We start from the raw sequence: 18,484 nt of genomic DNA, 5'->3' as shown, positions 1-18,484 counted from the left end.
CGAAGCAGACGGTGCTGAGCAGGCTGATCGCATCAAGTGTCGTCGGGCTGCAACGCCGCGAAGCGCTCGCGTAGCCACAGATGCAACTGCGAAACCGCAGGCGACAATTGCTTGCGGTGGGGGCACACCAGAGTCACGGGTGTGGGCTCGCCGGGGTGCTCGGGCATCAGGATTTCCAGCTCGCCCGCCGCCACGTTGGCACTCACATCCAGCCATGACTTATAGACGATCCCTTCGCCTTCCAGGGCCCAGCGCCGCACCACGTCGGCATCGTCGCTGAACAGTGGGCCGCGTACCTGTACGGTGCGGCTGCCCAAGCGCCATTTGTCGTAGACCCGCCCCAGTTGCAAGTAGAGCAGGCAGGCATGCTGCTGGAGCTCTTCGGGCGTGCGCGGACGGCCGTGGCGGGCCAGGTAGTCAGGGGAGGCCACCAGTACCCGACGGTTCCAGGGCGCCAGGGGCAGAGCAATGTAGTTGGCCTCGGCGTTCAGGCCGTAGCGAATAGCCACATCCACCGGATCGCGGGAAAAGTCGGCGACCTGGTCGGAAAGAAAGAACCGCAGGCTCAGTTCTGGGTGTTCGCGGCGAAACGCACTGAGCCAGGGCAGCAGGATGTTGCGCCCAAGGTCCGAAGGCGCCGACACCTGCAGCACGCCACGCAGGCTGCTGTGGGCGCCGTGCAGGTTGTCGCGCCCTTGGCGCAGGGTGTCCAGCACGCTCTGGGCGGTGGGCAGGTACAGCTCGCCCTCGGCGGTCAGGCGCAGGCTGCGGGTGGTTCGGGCGAACAGGCGCACATCCAGCTCGCGCTCCAGGCGCTTGATCGCTGCCGCCACTTGTCCCGGCAGCAGACCCGCTTCATGGGCGGCGGCGGTGAAGCTGCCCAAGGCGCTGCTACGCACGAACAGTTCGAGATCGGTAAGACGCAGCATTTTCACTCCAGCGATGAAAGTGTTGCTGCATTGTGCGGGTTTTTTCTTTTTAACGGGAAAGATAAGATGCGCCACACATCCGTTCTCTTGAGGAGTTGTCCTGATGGATACCGTTGCCCTGGCCAAGCGCCGCTACACCACCAAAGCCTACGATGCCGCACGCCGCATTCCCCAGGCCACTGTCGATGCGCTGCTCGAACAATTGCGCCACAGCCCGTCGTCGGTCAACTCGCAGCCCTGGCACTTCGTCATCGCCGACAGCGCCGAGGGCAAGGCGCGCCTGGCGAAGGCCGCTGATGGGCGTTTTGCCTACAACTCGCCAAAAATCCTCGACGCCTCCCATGTGATCGTGTTCTGCACCCGCACCGACATGACCGAAGCGCACCTGAATGCCTTGCTCGAGCAGGAACAGGCCGATGGACGATTCCGCGACGAGCAGGCCCGTGCCGGGCAGGACGCCAGCCGTCGTGGCTATGTGAATCTGCACCGCTTCGACCAGAAGGATCTGCAGCACTGGATGGAGAAGCAGACCTACCTGGCCTTGGGCACCGCGCTGCTCGGCGCCGCTGCCCATGGCCTGGACGCAACGCCTATCGAAGGGTTCGACAGCAAGGTGCTGGATGCGGAACTGGGCCTGCGCGAGCAGGGTTTCACCAGTGTGGTGGTGCTCGCCCTGGGCTATCGCAGCGAGCAGGACTTCAATGCCGGGCTCAACAAGTCGCGTCTGCCGGCTTCCACGGTGTTCACCTTCCTCTGAGCCGAGGGGCTAGTCGTCAGGCTCCTGTGACAGGGGCCTGGCCACATGCTCCAGCGCGCGGCGTTCGGCGGCGATGCCCCAGCGTGCTTGCACCAGCGCGGCGATGATCATCAGGCTTGCGCCGATCAGGTAGCCGTACAACACGTTGATGCGCTCGCCAGTCTCGATCAATGCACCGAACAACGCGGGTCCGATCAAACCGCCCAGCCCGGTGCCGAAGGCATAGAACACGGCGATGGCCAAGGCACGGATTTCCAGGGGAAAGGTCTCGGACACGGTGAGATAGGCGGAGCTGGCGGCGGCGGAGGCGAAAAAGAAAATCACCATCCAGGCTGCCGTTTGCTCCGTGACATCGAGCAGGCCTTGCTCGAACCCATACCCGCTGATGGCCAGCAGCACACCGGATACCAGGTAAGTGGTGCTGATCATCACCCGCCGGCCCAACACATCGAACAGTCGCCCCAGCAGCAACGGCCCGCAGAAATTGCCCAGGGCGAACGGCAGCACGTACCAGCCGATACGCTCGGACGGCACGCCATAGAAATCGGTGAGCACCAGTGCATAGGTGAAGAAAATCGCGTTGTAGAAAAACGCCTGGGCACTGAGCAACGTCAGGCCGACCAAGGCCCGGCGTCGATGGACGACGAACAGGTTGTGCATGACCTCGCCCAAGGGCGTGTGGTCGCGTGTGCGCAGGCGCAAGGGTGGGGCGTCGAGGGATGGCAGTACGGCGCCACATCCGCGCAGCTGGTGTTCGATGTCGCTGACGATGCGTTCGGCGCGCTCGGGTTGCCCGTGGACCATCAACCAGCGCGGGCTCTCCGGGATCCATAGGCGCATCAGCAGAATCGCCAGGCCCAGCAGCGCACCGATACCGAAGCACAGTCGCCAGCCCAGATCGCCGCCGATCCAGGCCGGATCGAGCAGAATCACCGCGCCGATCGCACCCAAGGCAGCCCCCAGCCAGAAGGTGCCGTTGATCACCAGATCCACCCAGCCGCGATAGCGCGCGGGGGTGAACTCCTGGATGGTCGAGTTGATGGCGGTGTACTCGCCACCGATGCCGGCCCCGGTGAGAAACCGGAACAGTAGAAAACTTGCCAGGTTCCACGAAAACGCCGTGGCCGCTGTAGCGCCGATGTACAGCGCCAGGGTGACGAAGAACAGCCTGCGCCGGCCCAGGCGGTCGGTCAGCCAGCCGAAGAGCAGGGCTCCGAGCACGGCGCCGGCGATGTAGGCGGCGCCAGCCAGACCGATATCGGTGTTGCTCATGTGCAGCACCGGGCTGTCTTTGAGGGCTCCTGACACCGAGCCTGCCAGGGTGACTTCCAGGCCGTCCAGCAACCAGGTGATGCCCAGCGCTATCACCAGCAATGTATGAAAGCGGGTCCAGGGCAGGCGGTCGAGACGGGCGGGAATGTCAGTATGGTAGAGGCGCCCGGTCGAAGAGCAGGGCGAGCGTTGGGTCACCAGAAGGGGCTCCGAGGCTGGCGGTGTGTGCCTGGCAGTGGAGCTCTTTTCAGGGGGCGGAGTTCATTTCAGTTCGCGGGTAAACCCGCCCCAACCTGGTCCGCTGTGCCTGTGGGAGTGGGTTTACCCGCGAACAGGTCGGGACTGTCACCACAAGGCGACAGATGCAGCGTTCAACACCCGCCCGAACACCTCGATGGCCTTGTCCACCTCGGCCTCGCAGGTGAAGCGCCCAAGGCTGATCCGCACGCTGTTGCGTGCCCGGGCTTCGTCCAGACCCAGGCTCAGCAGGACGTGGGAAGCGGCATTGCTCGCCGAGTTGCACGCCGAAGTCGAGGACAGGGCCAGTTCGCTGGCCAATGCCGCGCTGTTGAACCCCTTGGCGTCGATGCACAGGTTCAAGGTATGGGGAATGCGTTGTTGCGGGCAGCCATTGAGGCGCACCCCGGGCAGTGCGAGCAGGCCACGGCGCAGGCGTTCGCTGAGCTGGACGATGCGTTGGTGCTCGCTGTCGCCGGGCCCGCCGGCAAGGGCGAAGGCGCTGCCCATGCCGACGATCTGGTGGGTCGCCAAGGTCCCGGACCGCAGGCCGCGCTCATGGCCGCCGCCGTGCATCTGGGCGCGCAGCACCGGGCGTGCGCGCGGGCCGACGTACAATGCACCGATACCCTTGGGTCCATAGACCTTATGCGCCGAGAACGACATCAGATCGACCGCCTGACGCGCGAGGTCGAGGGCGACCTTGCCCACTGCCTGGGCGGCATCCACGTGCAACAGGGCCCCATGGGCGCGCACGTGTTCGCCGATGGTGGCGAAATCGGTAGGGGTGCCCAGTTCATTGTTCACCGCCATCAGCGACACCAGGCGGGTGTCGTTGCGAAGCGCCGCCTGTACTGCCTGGGGTTGGATCAGCCCGCGTGCATCCGGTGCCAGGCGCGTGACCGTCCAACCGAGACGTTCGAGCTCGGCCACGGTATCGAGCACCGCTTTGTGCTCCAGTTCGCTGGTGATCAGGTGGCCTGGGTGGCCGACGCCTTGGGCAATGCCCTTGAGCGCTAGGTTGTTGGATTCGGTGGCGCCGGAGGTCCAGACCAGGTCGGTCGGGTCTGCGCCTACGCGCTCGGCTACCTGGCGGCGAGCCTGTTCCACGAGCTCGCGGGCGGCCTGGCCATAGACATGGCCGCTGGATGCTGGGTTGCCGAAATGCGCTTGGTGGCCAAGGCAGGTGATCATGGTCTCGATGACGCGGGCATCGACAGGAGTGGTGGCGGCGTAGTCGAAGTAGAGGGGGGCGCTGGGCATGATGGGCGGGTCCGTGCAAGTTGCCGTGAAGTGGCGATCGATGTCCCATCGTACCCAGCGGGCGGAGATGCTTTTTGCCTTGTTGGCCGATTGTGCTCTGGCTTGAGGATCAATTTTTCTCTGGAGTCGATTCGTGTAGGAAAAATTTCTCCAACTAGGGAGCGGGAGGCCTTCCGGGCAGAGCTTCAGGCCGAGAGGGGCTGCTTTTCTTCTTCCGTCGTCACCCGTTCGCACAGGTCGATGATCTGCTCGCGCATCCAGCGGTTGGCCGGGTCCTGGTCGGTGCTTTCGTGCCAGTACAAGTGGGTTTCCAGCGGCGGCACTTCGACCGGCAGCGGCAAGTGGCGCAATTGATGGCGGCGGGCGAAGCGCTCGGGGACGGTCATCACCATGTCGGTCTGTTGCAATACCTGCGAAGCCATCAAGTAATGCTGTGAGCGCAGGGCGATCTTGCGCTGCAGGCCCATTTTGCCCAGGGCCAGGTCCACATAGCCCAGGCCGTTGCGGCGGCTGGAGATGTGGATGTGGGTCAGGGCAAGGTAGCTGTCGAGCGTGAGCTTGCCTTCGATCAGTGGATGGCCGGGGCGCATTGCGCAAACGAAGCGATCTTGCATGAGCTTGACGTGGCGCACCTGCGGGTCGATGTTCAGCGGGGCGTCCACGGCGAAATCCAGGTGACCGGCGGCCAGTTCCTTGGTGGTCTCGCGCCGTTTGCACAGGAAACTTTCGATCACCAGCGCCGGGGCCAGGCGCCGCAGGCGCTGGAACAACGGCGGCAGGATCACCGCCTCGGTGAGGTCGGTCATGCTGATGCGGAAGGTCTTGTTGGCCTGCTGCGGGTTGAAGGTACGGCTTTCCTGCACCGAGGTGCGCAGCAAGGCCAGGGCGTTGCGCACCGGGCCGATGATGTTCTGCGCCATTGGTGTGGGCACCATGCCTTGGGCGGTGCGCACGAACAGCGGGTCGTTGAAGGTTTCGCGCAGGCGCGAGAGGGCGTTGGACACGGCAGGCTGGGTAATGCCGACGATCTGCCCGGCACGGGTCAGGTTGGCTTCGGTGTAGATGGCATCGAAGACGATGAACAGGTTGAGGTCGACCTTGCTGAGGTTCATGGCGCTGCTCTTTATAGGAATTATCGGCCGATCATATATTGCTTATGAATGTTAATACACGCGGAAAATAGACTAGGTGGATAGCGCCTCGGTGCTCTAGGCTCTGGCTCATGTTCTCAAGCCTGTGAAGGTAGCCCTGATGGATTTCGCCTATTCGCCCAAGGTCCAGGCATTGCGTGAGCGTGTCACGGCATTCATGGACGCCTATGTCTACCCAGCGGAGCCGGTGTTCGAACGCCAGGTCGCCGAGGGCGATCGCTGGCAGCCCACCGCAATCATGGAAGAACTCAAGGCCAAGGCCCGCGCCGAAGGCCTGTGGAACCTCTTCTTACCCGAGTCGGAGTACGGCGCAGGCCTGTCCAACCTCGAATACGCCCCCCTGGCCGAGATCATGGGGCGCTCGCTGCTGGGGCCGGAACCGTTCAATTGCTCGGCGCCCGATACCGGCAACATGGAGGTGCTGGTGCGCTATGGCAGCGAGGCGCAGAAGCGCCAATGGCTGGAGCCGTTGCTGCGCGGCGAGATCCGTTCGGCGTTCGCCATGACCGAGCCGGACGTTGCGTCCTCCGACGCCACCAACATGGCCGCCACGGCCGTGCGCGAGGGTGACCAGTGGGTGATCAACGGGCGCAAGTGGTGGACCTCCGGTGCCTGCGACCCGCGCTGCAAAGTGATGATCTTCATGGGCTTGTCCGACCCGCAAGGGCCGCGTCATCAGCAGCACTCGATGATCTTGGTGCCTACCGACACGCCGGGTGTGAAGATCGTCCGCCCGTTGCCGGTGTTCGGTTACGACGATGCGCCCCATGGCCATGCCGAGGTGCTGTTCGAGAACGTACGGGTGCCGTATGAGAATGTGATCCTGGGCGAGGGGCGTGGCTTCGAGATCGCCCAGGGTCGCCTGGGCCCTGGGCGCATCCACCACTGCATGCGCTCAATCGGTATGGCCGAGCGTGCCCTGGAGCTGATGTGCAAGCGCGCCGTCGAGCGCACGGCGTTCGGCAGACCGCTGGCTCGGTTGGGGGGCAATGTCGACAAGATCGCCGATTCGCGCATGGAGATCGACATGGCGCGGCTGCTGACCCTCAAGGCCGCCTACATGATGGACACCGTCGGCAACAAGGTCGCGCGCAGCGAGATCGCCCAGATCAAGGTGGTGGCGCCAAACGTGGCGTTGAAGGTGATCGACCGGGCGATCCAGATCCACGGCGGGGCCGGTGTCAGTGGCGACTTCCCGCTGGCCTACATGTACGCCATGCAGCGCACCCTGCGCCTGGCCGACGGGCCGGACGAAGTGCATCGGGCAGCGGTGGGCAAGTACGAGATCGGCAAGCATGTGCCCAAGGAGCTACTGCGTAGCGGTCACTGAACTGGGGCCGCTTATGCGGCCCCGAGGCGGGTTATGGACCAGATGGGGGAGAACCGGCGCGCTCGTTTTTTTCTGCAAGGTCCGGGTGGTCTCGCGCCGGGTCGTCATGCCGGTCGCGGGTCTTGAACAGTGACAACAGCACCCCGCCGAGCAGCAAGCCGAACGTCACGCCCAGCGACAGCAAGGCGGGCACCTTGCCCACCAGGCCGTGGTAGAAGATCTTGCAGCCGATGAACACCAGCACCAGCGCCAGGGCGTACTTGAGGTAGACGAAGCGGTGCATCAGCGCCGCCAGGGCGAAGTACAGCGAGCGCAGACCAAGGATGGCGAAGATGTTCGAGGTGTAGACGATGAACGGGTCTTGGGTGATGGCGAAGATCGCCGGGACGCTGTCGACGGCGAACACCAGGTCGGCCAACTCGATCAGTACCAGTGCCAGGAACAGCGGCGTCGCATGGCGCACGGCGGTGTGCTGCCCGGGCGGGGTGAGGTGCACGAAGAAGTGTGCGCCGTGGACTTGGTCGGTGACCCGCATGTGCCGACGTACGAAGCGTAGCACCGGGTTGTTGGCAAGGTCAGGGTGGCTTTCCTGCCGAGCCAAAGCCATCTTTACACCCGTGAACAGCAGGAAGGCGCCGAACAGGTAGAGCACCCAGGCAAAGTGCTGCACCAGCGCCGCACCTACGCCGATCATGATCGCCCTCAAGACCACCACGCCGAGAATGCCCCAGAACAGTACCCGGTGCTGGTAACGGCGGGGAATGGCGAAGAAACCGAAGATCATGGCCATGACGAACACGTTGTCCATCGATAGCGATTGCTCGACCAGGAACCCCGTGTAGAACTCCAGCGCCGACTGCGCGCCCAGCTCGTACCAGACCCACGCGCCGAACAACACGCCGACACTGAAATAGCCGGCGTACAGCAGCAGGCTCTCGCGCATTTCGATCTCGCGGTTCTTGCGGTGGAGCACGCCAAGGTCCAGGACCAGCAGGCCGATGACGATAGCGATGAAGACCAGCCACAGCCAGGCGCTGGTGCCGAGGAACGGGGTGGTGAGGAATGTGTGCAGAGCCATCATGAGCCCCTCCTTTAATGTCGACGTTGCATGGCAACAGTGATCCGACATGGCGGCTGGGTAGCCGTCAGAGGGGCCCGGTATCACATAGGCTTGAGCGTAGTCCCGATCAGTGAGCCTGCCGAATGGCGCGCTGTTACATTTCTTTGCGAGGCTGCCCAGTCCTTTAGTACACCCACACTTCCACCCGTCGATTGCGCAGCCGCCCTTGTTCCTGGTCGTTGTCGGCCACAGGCAGTTCGTCGCCCATGCCGGTCACTTCCTTGATTTCCACGCCATCGCGGGCGAGCTCGCGGCGCACCGCCATGGCCCGCAGGCGCGAGAGCAGGGCGGCGCGGCCCTGGGTTTCCTTGGGGTCGCCAAACCCCACCAGTACCACCTGGTGCTGCAGCTTGCCGGCCTGGCGCAGGTAGTCTGCGACCCGGCGTACGTCGCGCAGCGCCTTGTTGTCCAGGTTGGCGCTGCCGGGCTGGAAGCGAAAGTTCACGGTCAGGCGCCGGGCCTCAGCGGTCAGGGTCCGATAGCGTGGCGGCATGTCGGCCTGGGCGGGTACGGGCAGGGCTTTGACCTGCTGGGCCACGAAGCCTTGGCGGGCGACGATGGCCTGCCCGGCGGGGGTTTGGGTGTACTCGGCCAGGGCGACCGCCAAAGGGGCGGCGCGAGCAGGCAGGTAGAAGAACAAGCGGCGCGACAGCGGATAATCCTCGCTGGCGACCAGCGTTGGGGTAGGCAGCATGGCTGGCGCGTCGCCTTCGGCGATGGCCAGCACCTTGGCGCCATGCACGGCGGCCAGGCTGCTGAAACCGATGGCCTGGCGGTCAGCCTTGACCCGCTCGGCCAGCGCTTCGCTGGATTCGAAACGTTGCGCCTGACCGGCCAGCGTCTGCTGGCGTGGCTCCAGCACCAGAGCCTTGAAGGTTTCGAACGTGCCGGAGCGATCGTCACGGGCATACAGACGGATCTCCCCGCCGGGCACGCCGAGCTGTTCCCAGCGTCGTACCTGGCCGCAGAACACTTGGGCCAATTGCGCGGTGGTCAGTTGGGCCAGCGGATTGTCCGGGTGAACGATTACCGCCACTGCGTCCAGTCCGATGACCTGTTCGGCGCCTTTGCCGCGAAGATCGCCTAGTGCCCGAAGACGCCGGGCTTCGTCGTCGGTGATGGGGCGGGACGCGGCCGCCAGGTCCGCTTGGCCATCGCCCAGGGCTGTGAAGCCGGTGCTCGAGCCGTGGGCGGCGATGGTGATGCGCAAAGGCTGGCCCTGGGCATCGAGTGCGTTGATTTCGGTTTCGTTGGCTTGGCGGCTCGGGGTTTGGGTGACCGCAGTGGCACCTTGGGCCGCCAGCAGGCCTTGGATGAGCGCGGGTGTCAGGGCGGCGCCGATGGTATTGGAGCCCTGGATGCGCAGTTGCGCGGGCCCTGCGAGGGCCCACAAGGGGAACAGACAGCACAGCAAGGCGAACAGGCGAGGCATGCCGGAGACCTGTGGCATAAAGATGCGCTGCAGATTACGACAGTGGCGTGACCGGGAGATGACAGGGCGTGAGGCTGAGAAAAGGGGCCCGATCAGAATGTCGGCGGCGTGATCACCCAGATCACCACGGCATCCACTTCTCCGGGATTGCCATAACGATGGGGCTCTTGGCTCGAGAAACTGAAGCTGTCCCCTTCGTTGAGTTGGAAATACCGCTCGCCGACCCACAGCTCGAAGCTACCGGACAGCAAATAGCCGGCTTCCTCGCCCTCGTGGCTGTAGCTCTGCTGGCTGTAGGTGCCCGGGGGAAAGCGCGAATGGAGGATTTCGAGCTGCCGGTTGGGCTGGGGGGTGAGCAACTGATCGACGATACCGTCCTCGTAATGCACGCTCAGGCGGCTGTTGCGCCGCACCACGTAGCCTTGGTCCTCAGGGGCGGTGCTGGCCTCGCTGGCGAAGAACCACTGGATGGTCACGCCCAGGCTGCGGGCAATGTTGAACAGCGCCGGGATCGAGGGATAGGAGAGATTGCGCTCCAGTTGGCTGATGTAGCCGGCGGTCAGTTCGCTTTGCTTGGCCAGCTCGGCGAGGGTCATGCCGCGGCGCTTGCGCAGGCCGCGGATGCGGGTGCCGAGAAACTGCGGGGCCGCGCCGCCGTCTTCGGCGGCGGGCGGCGGCGTCTGGGGTTGCTGGCTCATGCGCGTCGGTCCATCGGGAAAGCCAGAAGTATGACCAGCCTCAGAGCGCCCAGGCAACCGTCAGGCCGTCGTGGATCGCTTCTTCGACGGTGCGCGGTGCCAGGCAGTCGCCGATGCGCCGCACCTGAACCAAACCGGCCAGTTCCTCGGCCAATGTGTCCACCGGTTGATGGCCCAGGCACAGGACCAGGGTGTCGATCTCTTCGAAGATCATCGGTTCGCCACTGGCGGTGTGCAGCAGGTAGACGGTGTTGTCGTCGCAGCCGTACAGCCGGGCATAGGGGGTGATGGGGATGCCCAGGCGGTGCAGCTCGCCGGCCATCTGGTCGCGCACGTACAGCGGCAAGCTCTCGCCACAGTGGGTGCCATTGACTGCCAGCTGCACCTGATGGCCTTCGCGCACCAGGCGCTCGGCGATGCCGGGGCCGATCCAGTCGCTGCGCCAGTCCACCACCAGCACCGAGCGTCCCAGGGTGGCCTGGTTGCGCAGCACCTGCCAGGCATCGACCACCTGCAAGTCGCCACTGCGTTCGAATTCGGGCCAGTACGGGCGGGCGCCGGTGGCGGCGATCACCACATCGGGACGTTCGCGTTCGACCAAGGCCCGGTCGACGCGGGTGTTGCGCACCACGCGCACGCCGGCCAGTTCCATCTCCCGTTGCAGGTTGGTGCTGGCGCCGCCGAACTCGCTGCGACGCGGCAGCAGCTGGGCCAATTGCACCTGGCCACCCAACTGTGGGCCGGCCTCGTACAGGGTCACCTCATGACCGCGCGCCGCTGCGACCGCCGCGGCTTTCATGCCGGCCGGGCCGCCGCCTGCGATCATCACGCGCTTGGGCGCCTGGGTGGGGATGAGCGTGCCGTATTGCAGTTCGCGGCCGGTCTCTGGACGCTGGATGCAAGAAATCGGCAGGCCGCGATGGAAATGGCCGATACAGGCCTGGTTGCAGGCGATGCAGGCGCGCACGTCCTCTACCTGACCACGTTCGGTCTTCGATGGCATCTGCGGGTCGCAGATCAGCGCGCGGGTCATGCCGCAGACGTCGGCCTGACCGCGGGCCAGGATCAACTCGGCCTCCTGGGGCTGGTTGATGCGTCCGGTGACGAACAGCGGGATGTCCAGGCGCGCCTTGAACGTGCCGGCTTCGCGGGCGAGATACGCAGGCTCGATGGCCATGGGCGGAACGATATGCACCGCACCGCCTTGTGAGGCGGAGGTGCCGGCGACGATGTGCAGGTAGTCGATCTCGCCCTGCAGGGCCTGGGCAGCCACCAGGGATTCGTCCTCGGTCAGGCCTTCGGGGTCGCGCTCGTCGGCGCTGATGCGCAGGCCTACGATGAATTGCTCGTCGGTGGCTGCGCGCACGGCGCTCAGCACTTCACGCACAAAGCGCAGGCGTTGCTCGAGGCCGCCGTTGTAGCCGTCGGTGCGGCGATTGACCCGCGGATTGAGGAACTGCGCCGGCAGGTAGCCATGACTGGCTACCACTTCCACGCCGTCGAGCCCGGCCTGATGCAGGCGGTGGGCGGCACTGGCGTAGCCCTGGATGATCTCGTCGATCATCGCCTGGTCCAGCGCCCGAGGCATCACCCGAAAACGCTCGTTGGGCACCGCCGAGGCCGAGTAGGCCACTGCCAGCAGGCCATCGGCGGTTTCCATGATCTCGCGCCCGGGGTGGAACAACTGTGACAGCACGACGGTGCCGTGGGCGTGGCAGGCCTCGGCCAGACGGCGATAGCCGTCGATGCAGGCATCGTCGGTGGCCATCAGCACATGGGAGGTGTAGCGGGCGCTGTCGTGAACCCCCGCCACCTGCAGCACGATCAGGCCGGCGCCGCCTTCGGCGCGGGCGCGCTGGTAGGCAATGAGCTTGTCATTGACCAAGTTGTCGGTGGGCAGGCAGGTGTCATGTCCGGTGGACATGATGCGGTTCTTCAGGCGTTTGCCACGGATCTGCAGCGGTTCGAACAGGTGGGGGAAGGCGGTCGACATGCGCGCAGCTCCGGTCGGTTGTCGTTCTTGTTTTTTCCATGAAAGTGTAGCGCCAGTAAAAAATCAACTTGTTTTTTTACTGGCTGGCGTCTAGCGTTCCCTCGACCCCTCGCTCAGGGGCATCCCTCACAACAACAAGAAAGCGGAGCCTGCGCTGCACCGGCCAGGCACCGGCAGGAGGAACCACCGATGCAAGCATTTCCCCGCAGGACCGGATTGTGCGCAGTGCTTCTGGCCTTGGGCCTGGGCAGTGCGCAGGCGGCGCCGCAGATGGTCGTGGTCGGCTATGGCGGCGCGGGCCAGAAAGCCCAGGACGTGGCGATCTTCCAGCCTTTCAGCGCCCAGGATGGCAGCAAGCTGATCCAGAGCGAGTACAACGGCGAGATGGCCCGGATCCAGGTGATGGCCGATACCGGGAATGTCGATTGGGACGTGGTGCAGATCGAAGGCCCGGACCTCATGCGCGGCTGTGACGAAGGCATCTACGAGCGCCTGGATTGGCAACAGATGGGCCATGCCGCCGAGCTGATCCCGGACGCGGCCCAGGCGTGCGGTTCGGCGGCGCTGGTGTGGAGCGTGGCGATTGCCTATGACCGCGACAAGCTGGCCAAGGCGCCCACGTCCTGGGCGGATTTCTGGGATGTGAAGACGTTTCCCGGCAAGCGCGGGCTGCGCAAACGTGCGGTGTACAACCTGGAGTTCGCGCTACTGGCCGACGGCGTGAAGGTCGAGGACGTCTACAAGGTGCTGTCTACTCCGGCAGGTGTCGAGCGCGCCTTCGCCAAGCTCACCGAACTCAAGCCTTACATCCAATGGTGGGATGCCGGCGCCCAGCCCGCGCAGTGGCTGACAGCAGGCGATGTGGTGATGACCTCCACCTACAGCGGCCGCATCGCCGTCGCTGCCCAGCAGGGCAGTCCGCTGGCGGTGGTGTGGCCGGGTAGTCTGTATGGCATGGATTACTGGGCGATTATCAAGGGCTCCCAGCATGTCGATCAGGCACGGCGTCTGATTGCCTATGCCAACCAGCCAGACACCCAAGTGCGGTATGTGCAGCAGATCCCCTATGGCCCGACCAACACTCAGGCCGCAGCCAGGCTCGATCCTGCGTTGGCCAGCTGGGTGCCGACTTCACCGGAAAACCTAAAGGGCGCGCTGGCGATGAATGTCGAGTTCTGGGTTGACCATGGCGAGGAGCTGGAGCAGCGCTTCAACGCATGGGCCAGCAAGTGAGGTAGATTCAATCCCCAAGGCCGCTTCGCGGCCTTCGTGGGTAAATCGGAGCGCCGAACAGACCTCGGCCTCTCACATTCTCGAACCAGGACAACAACAATGACCCCCTCCGAACGGACCCTGCGCCAGGAACTGGCCGCCTGCTACCGGCTGATCGCGCACTTTCGCATGACCGATCTGATCTTCACCCACATCTCCGTGCGCTTGCCGGGCCCTGAGCATCATTTTCTGATCAACCCCTACGGCCTGCTGTTCGATGAGATCACGGCCTCGAAACTGGTGAAGATCGATTTGCAGGGCAATCCGGTGGAGCCGACGCCCTACCCGGTGAACCCGGCCGGTTTCGTCATCCACAGCGCCATTCACGGCGCCCGCGAGGACGCCCAGTGCGTGTTGCACACCCACACCCGGGCTGGCTGCGCAGTGGCGGCGCTCGAATGCGGCTTGCTGCCGCTCAACCAGATTTCCATGGAGTTCTACGGCCGGGTTGGCTACCACGCCTATGAAGGCATCGCCCTGGACATGGACGAGCAGCAGCGCCTGGTGGCGGACCTGGGCGAGCACTCGGTGATGATCCTGCGCAATCATGGTTTGTTGACCGTCGGCAGCAGCGTGGCCGAGGCCTTCATGCGCATGTACTACCTGGAGAAAGCCTGCGAGATCCAGTTGGCGGCCTTGCAGGCCGGGCAGGTGATCGTGCCGCCGCACGAGGTGTGCGCGCATACCGAGCGCCAGTTCAATGCCCCGGCGCGGCCGTTGAAAGCCGGGGAGTTGTCGGACCCAGACGGCAATGCATTGGCCTGGCAGGCCTTGCTGCGGTTGCTGGAGCGGGTGGCGCCGGATTATCGCGACTGAGACGCCAGCGCCGGCTCCCAGGGTACCGCGTCGTTGAGCCGGCGAAGCCTGCAATGGGCTGCACAGCAGCCCAAGGGACGAAGGCGCCGGTGTCAGCGAGCATCCGGCACGATGATGTGGGCCGGTGCCTGCGCCGCGCGGCCACGGGCGACCCAGTAGTACAGCACGCTCGGCACGACCAGGCCGATCAGCCAGGAGACATCCACGCCGCCTAGGTGGGCGACCATGGGGCCGGTGTACAGCTTGGTGTCGATGAACGGCATCTGCACCAGCACACCGAAGGTGTAGACGATGATCCCAGGCCAGTTCCAGCGGCCATAGCGCCCTTCAGGGTCGGCCAGGGCGGGGATGTCGTAGCGCTCTTTGGTGATGAAGTAGTAATCCACCAGGTTCACCGCGCTCCAGGGCACGAAGAAGGTCAGCAGGAACAGGATGAATGACTTGAACGCGCTCAGGAACGAATGCTGGCCGAGCAGCGCGACCAAGGTCGCGGCACCGACGATAGCCAGGACGAACACCAGGCGCTGCGCTCGGCTGATCTGCAGATGGCCACGGAACCCGCTGATGATGGTGGCGATGCACATGAAGCTGCCATAGGAGTTCAGCGTCGAAATGGTCACCTTGCCGAAGGCGATGCTGAAGTACAGCAGGGCCGCGGTAGTGCCTGCGCCGCCCAGGCCAACGATATAGGCCACTTCGTGTCCGGTGAACTGGCCGCCGGCGATGGCGGCGGCGAACACACCGAGGATCATCGAGGCTTGAGCGCCGATCACCGAACCCAGGCCGGCGGCGAGGAAGGTCTTGACCGGCGAAGTGCTGCTGGGCAGGTAGCGCGAGTAATCCGCCACATACGGGCCGAAGGCGATCTGCCAGGAGGCGGCGAGCGAAACGGCCAGCAGGAACGAGGCCCAGGAGAAATGGCGGTTGTCCATCAACTGGCCGATGTCGGCCAGCATCAGGATGCGGCTGAAGAGGTAGATGAAGGCGATGATCCCCAACACGCTGGCCACGCGCCCGATCCAATGGATCACCCGGTAGCCGGCGAGGGTGGCCAGCACGATCACGCTGGCGAAGATCAGGATGCCGGTGCTGTCGCTGACGCTCATCAATTGGCCGATGGCCTGGCCGGAGAGCACCGTGCCGGTGGCGGTGAAGCCCAGGTACATCAGGCACACCAGCACCATGGGGATGGCCGCGCCATAGACTCCGAACTGCACACGACTGGAAATCATCTGCGGCAGGCCCAGGCGCGGGCCTTGGGCGGCGTGCAACGCCATCACCGTGCCACCGACCAATTGCCCGATCAACAGGCCGATAAGCGACCAGAACACATCACCGCCGAGCACCACGGCCAGGGCGCCGGTCACGATAGCGGTAATCTGCAGGTTGGCTCCCAGCCAGAGTGTGAACTGGCTGTACACGCGTCCATGGCGTTCAGCTTCGGGGATGTAGTCGATCGAGCGCCGTTCGATCACGGGTTTGTTGGACATGGGCACTCCGCGTACTTGTTTTTGTGGGGGGCGGGCGAGCCATCGGCAAAGACTGGCTGTGTCGAGATATGAGCATGTATAGACAAGTTCGGTCAAGTGAAGCTTGACAGGTAACGAGTGGCGGTTCACACGCTTGCCAGACGCTTCGCTTGATCGACTGTTGCGCAAGGTCGGTGCCCAACTGTGCTGGTCGGTGAAAAAAGAATGGCCTTATGCTGTAACGAAATATGTCTAGAACGCCTGAAGAAGGAAGCCGCAATGCCGCTCAAGGACCTGCTGATCGCCCTGGTGGTGATCATCGCCTGGGGAGTCAACTTCGTTGTCATCAAGGTCGGCCTTGATGGCTTGCCGCCCATGTTGCTCGGTGCGTTGCGTTTCGCCCTGGTGGCGTTCCCGGCGATCCTGCTGGTCAAGCGACCGAAGCTTCCCTGGCGCTGGTTGATCGCCTACGGCGCGACCATTTCCCTGGGACAGTTCGCGTTCCTGTTCCAGGCCATGTACAGCGGCATGCCACCGGGGCTGGCCTCGTTGGTGCTGCAATCTCAGGCGTTCTTCACCTTGGGTTTTGCCGCGCTGTTTTTGGGTGAGCGCCTGCGCTTGGCGAGTGTGCTGGGGTTGCTGGTGGCAGCGGGCGGGTTGGTGCTGATCGGCAGCGAAGATGGCAGCCACGTGCCGTTGCTGGCGCTGCTGTTGACCCTGTGCGCGGGGGCCATGTGGGGGATGGGCAATATCATTACCCGGCGCTTTGGCTCGGTGGACCTGGTGGCCTTGGTGATCTGGGGCGGGCTGATCCCGCCGCTGCCGTTTCTGGCGTTGTCCTGGTGGCTCGAAGGTCCGGAGCGCATTGGCCATGCATTGGCCAACCTCGGCTTGAATTCGGTGTTGGCGCTGGCGTACTTGGCCTTCGTCGCCACCATGCTGGGCTATAGCCTCTGGAGCACGCTGTTGTCGCGCCATCCGGCGGGCAAGGTGGCGCCGTTCTCGTTGCTGGTGCCGGTGATTGGCTTGAGTTCGTCGGCCTGGCTGCTGGATGAGCGCTTGAGCGCGGTGCAGGGTTGGGGCGCGTTGCTGGTGATGGCGGGGCTGCTGATCAATGTGTTCGGGCCGCGGCTGGGACAGCGGTTGCGGGCGGCCACGGCACAATGAGTGAGGTCGGCGGTGGCGTGTTGGCGGGTAAGCCCGCTCCGACAACGATGACCGCCAACCCGGTTGCAATTGTTCTGCTGTTGGGACGATCAGGGCCGTTTTTGCTATCTACCGAAGTATTATTCTCATAGGTAGTGTTATACCCAGCTATCTGAGAGAGGAGACTTCTCATGAAAAAGATTCTGGGTGTTCATCGTAGCCCTCACGGCCATTGGGTCGGGGATGGCTTTCCGGTTCGCAGTCTGTTCACCTATGACAATCTGGCCCGTCACATCAGCCCGTTCCTGCTGCTGGACTACGCCGGCCCGCACGACTTCACCCCGACCACCGCGCGCCGCGGTGTCGGCCAGCATCCGCATCGCGGCTTCGAGACGGTGACCATCGTCTACCAGGGCGAGCTGGAGCATCGCGATTCCACCGGCGCCGGTGGCTTGATCGGCCCCGGGGACGTGCAGTGGATGACCGCTGCCAACGGCATCCTGCACGAGGAGTTCCACTCGCCGGCTTTCGCCCGCACTGGCGGCACCCTGGAAATGGTGCAGCTGTGGGTGAACCTTCCTGCCCGGGACAAGCGCGCTGCAGCGGGCTACCAGACGCTGCTGGCCAGTGATATTCCGGTGGTGAAGCTGCTAGACGATGCCGGTACCCTGCGCGTGATTGCCGGTGACTATCAAGGCCACAAAGGCCCGGCTCGGACCTTCACGCCCATGGATGTCTGGGACCTGCGCCTTGCGGCCGGTGCCAGCCTGCAACTGCCCATCGCCCAAGGGCGCAACGCTGCGCTGGTGGTCTTGCGGGGCAATGTGCAGGTCAATGGCGAGCGTGAGACCGGGCCGGCCAGCCTGGTGCTGCTCGAGCGCGATGGTGAGCACGTACAGGTGCAGGCCTTGGAAGACGTGAGCCTGCTGCTGCTCAGCGGCGAACCAATCGATGAGCCTATCGTCGGCTATGGCCCGTTCGTGATGAACAGCCAAGCGGAGATCGCCGAGTCGTTCGACGACTTCCAGGCCGGGCGGTTCGGCCAGATGGCGGGGGAGCAGGGCCCCCAGCATTGAGTCGATGGGCCACAGCGCGGCAGCCGTTCAACCGGTCTGCCGCCACTGTACATCACTGATCCCGTAACGCTCGGCCACCGGCTTGCTGACTTTCTTGATCTTCTCGCGCCCGTAGCGTCCGATGCGGGCCACTCCCGCATCGCAACTGGCCCAGTGCCAGGCCTCGGCGTTGTCCATCCGCTCGGCGCGGATCACGAACGACTTGTGCTGCCCGTGCAGTTCGTAGTCGATCACGAAAAGTTTGGCGTCGATCATCGGTCCCCATCCCTTGCGCAGCCGCGCAGGCTGGCCACGTGCAAGACGTTCCGTGGCCTATCCGTGGGAAACTGTGACTTACTCAAAAGTTTGAAAGAATTCCCCCTTGCCCGACCAGCGGCACAGGCAAGACCGCTCGTCGTAAGCCTGCTTCATTGGATCGAACAGCCAGCGTCAAGCCGGGCTCTTCTTCTAAGGTGCTAGAGGATTCACCGAGCACTCATTGCTCCAGCAAATGAGTGACCGCTTGGACATGCGCAATATCAAT

16 protein-coding genes are annotated in these 18,484 nt (G+C 64.3%); 6 read left to right on the top strand and 10 right to left on the bottom strand.

The window, feature by feature from the left end; translation table 11 throughout:
* Positions 1 to 32 precede the first annotated feature (32 nt).
* Positions 33 to 929: a LysR family transcriptional regulator gene (locus J5X93_RS14875; protein ID WP_043211624.1), complete on the bottom strand. Its 897-nt coding sequence runs from the start codon at positions 927 to 929 to the stop codon at positions 33 to 35.
* Positions 930 to 1,032: 103 nt separating this feature from the next.
* Here J5X93_RS14875 and nfsB point away from each other — a divergent pair, with 103 nt between their 5' ends.
* Complete coding sequence (gene nfsB, locus J5X93_RS14870; RefSeq protein ID WP_043211626.1) at positions 1,033 to 1,686, top strand: oxygen-insensitive NAD(P)H nitroreductase; 654 nt, start codon at positions 1,033 to 1,035, stop codon at positions 1,684 to 1,686.
* 9 nt (positions 1,687 to 1,695) lie between these two features.
* Here the strand turns inward: nfsB and J5X93_RS14865 are convergent, their stop codons facing one another.
* The 3 genes from J5X93_RS14865 to J5X93_RS14855 all read right to left on the bottom strand — a co-directional run bounded on the left by J5X93_RS14865 (position 1,696) and on the right by J5X93_RS14855 (position 5,570).
* Positions 1,696 to 3,156, bottom strand: coding sequence for an MFS transporter (locus J5X93_RS14865; RefSeq protein WP_182943086.1), 1,461 nt, complete (start codon positions 3,154 to 3,156; stop codon positions 1,696 to 1,698).
* Positions 3,157 to 3,303: 147 nt separating this feature from the next.
* Entirely contained in the window at positions 3,304 to 4,458 is a 1,155-nt protein-coding gene (locus J5X93_RS14860) for a cysteine desulfurase family protein (RefSeq protein ID WP_250033600.1), read from the bottom strand.
* Positions 4,459 to 4,643: 185 nt separating this feature from the next.
* On the bottom strand, positions 4,644 to 5,570 hold the full coding sequence (locus J5X93_RS14855; RefSeq protein ID WP_043211632.1) for a LysR family transcriptional regulator: 927 nt from the start codon (positions 5,568 to 5,570) through the stop codon (positions 4,644 to 4,646).
* Between the two features lie 139 nt (positions 5,571 to 5,709).
* On the opposite strand from J5X93_RS14855, the gene J5X93_RS14850 reads away from it, so the two are divergent.
* Positions 5,710 to 6,939: an acyl-CoA dehydrogenase gene (locus tag J5X93_RS14850; RefSeq protein WP_043211633.1), complete on the top strand. Its 1,230-nt coding sequence runs from the start codon at positions 5,710 to 5,712 to the stop codon at positions 6,937 to 6,939.
* Positions 6,940 to 6,970: 31 nt separating this feature from the next.
* Here J5X93_RS14850 and J5X93_RS14845 read toward each other — a convergent pair whose 3' ends face one another.
* The 4 genes from J5X93_RS14845 to J5X93_RS14830 form a co-directional block, all read right to left on the bottom strand.
* Positions 6,971 to 8,020: a TerC family protein gene (locus tag J5X93_RS14845; RefSeq protein ID WP_232092090.1), complete on the bottom strand. Its 1,050-nt coding sequence runs from the start codon at positions 8,018 to 8,020 to the stop codon at positions 6,971 to 6,973.
* Between the two features lie 163 nt (positions 8,021 to 8,183).
* Positions 8,184 to 9,491: a phosphate ABC transporter substrate-binding/OmpA family protein gene (locus J5X93_RS14840; protein ID WP_182943090.1), complete on the bottom strand. Its 1,308-nt coding sequence runs from the start codon at positions 9,489 to 9,491 to the stop codon at positions 8,184 to 8,186.
* 92 nt (positions 9,492 to 9,583) lie between these two features.
* Positions 9,584 to 10,189, bottom strand: coding sequence for a helix-turn-helix domain-containing protein (locus J5X93_RS14835; protein ID WP_070571348.1), 606 nt, complete (start codon positions 10,187 to 10,189; stop codon positions 9,584 to 9,586).
* A gap of 40 nt (positions 10,190 to 10,229) precedes the next feature.
* On the bottom strand, positions 10,230 to 12,182 hold the full coding sequence (locus J5X93_RS14830; protein ID WP_102081881.1) for an oxidoreductase: 1,953 nt from the start codon (positions 12,180 to 12,182) through the stop codon (positions 10,230 to 10,232).
* Positions 12,183 to 12,371: 189 nt separating this feature from the next.
* On the opposite strand from J5X93_RS14830, the gene J5X93_RS14825 reads away from it, so the two are divergent.
* Positions 12,372 to 13,415 (top strand): ABC transporter substrate-binding protein, encoded by a 1,044-nt coding sequence (locus tag J5X93_RS14825; RefSeq protein ID WP_102081882.1) that lies wholly within the window; start codon positions 12,372 to 12,374, stop codon positions 13,413 to 13,415.
* Between the two features lie 36 nt (positions 13,416 to 13,451).
* The gene (locus tag J5X93_RS14820; protein ID WP_269475539.1) at positions 13,452 to 14,270 is read left to right on the top strand and encodes a class II aldolase/adducin family protein; all 819 of its coding nucleotides are present in this window, start codon (positions 13,452 to 13,454) and stop codon (positions 14,268 to 14,270) included.
* A gap of 92 nt (positions 14,271 to 14,362) precedes the next feature.
* Here the strand turns inward: J5X93_RS14820 and J5X93_RS14815 are convergent, their stop codons facing one another.
* A complete protein-coding gene (locus tag J5X93_RS14815) occupies positions 14,363 to 15,760 on the bottom strand; it encodes a purine-cytosine permease family protein (RefSeq protein WP_182943092.1) in 1,398 nt (465 codons plus the stop codon).
* A gap of 258 nt (positions 15,761 to 16,018) precedes the next feature.
* On the opposite strand from J5X93_RS14815, the gene J5X93_RS14810 reads away from it, so the two are divergent.
* Positions 16,019 to 16,906, top strand: coding sequence for an EamA family transporter (locus tag J5X93_RS14810; protein ID WP_043211640.1), 888 nt, complete (start codon positions 16,019 to 16,021; stop codon positions 16,904 to 16,906).
* 170 nt (positions 16,907 to 17,076) lie between these two features.
* Positions 17,077 to 17,961: a pirin family protein gene (locus tag J5X93_RS14805; RefSeq protein ID WP_090346486.1), complete on the top strand. Its 885-nt coding sequence runs from the start codon at positions 17,077 to 17,079 to the stop codon at positions 17,959 to 17,961.
* 27 nt (positions 17,962 to 17,988) lie between these two features.
* Here J5X93_RS14805 and J5X93_RS14800 read toward each other — a convergent pair whose 3' ends face one another.
* Entirely contained in the window at positions 17,989 to 18,216 is a 228-nt protein-coding gene (locus J5X93_RS14800) for a DUF6555 family protein (protein WP_043211645.1), read from the bottom strand.
* Between the last annotated feature and the right edge of the window lie 268 nt (positions 18,217 to 18,484).

The organism is Pseudomonas sp. BYT-1 (assembly GCF_023611805.1).
In the GTDB taxonomy this organism is placed as follows: Bacteria; Pseudomonadota; Gammaproteobacteria; order Pseudomonadales; family Pseudomonadaceae; genus Aquipseudomonas; species Aquipseudomonas guariconensis.
This window is presented reverse-complemented; position numbering and strand designations above follow the sequence as displayed.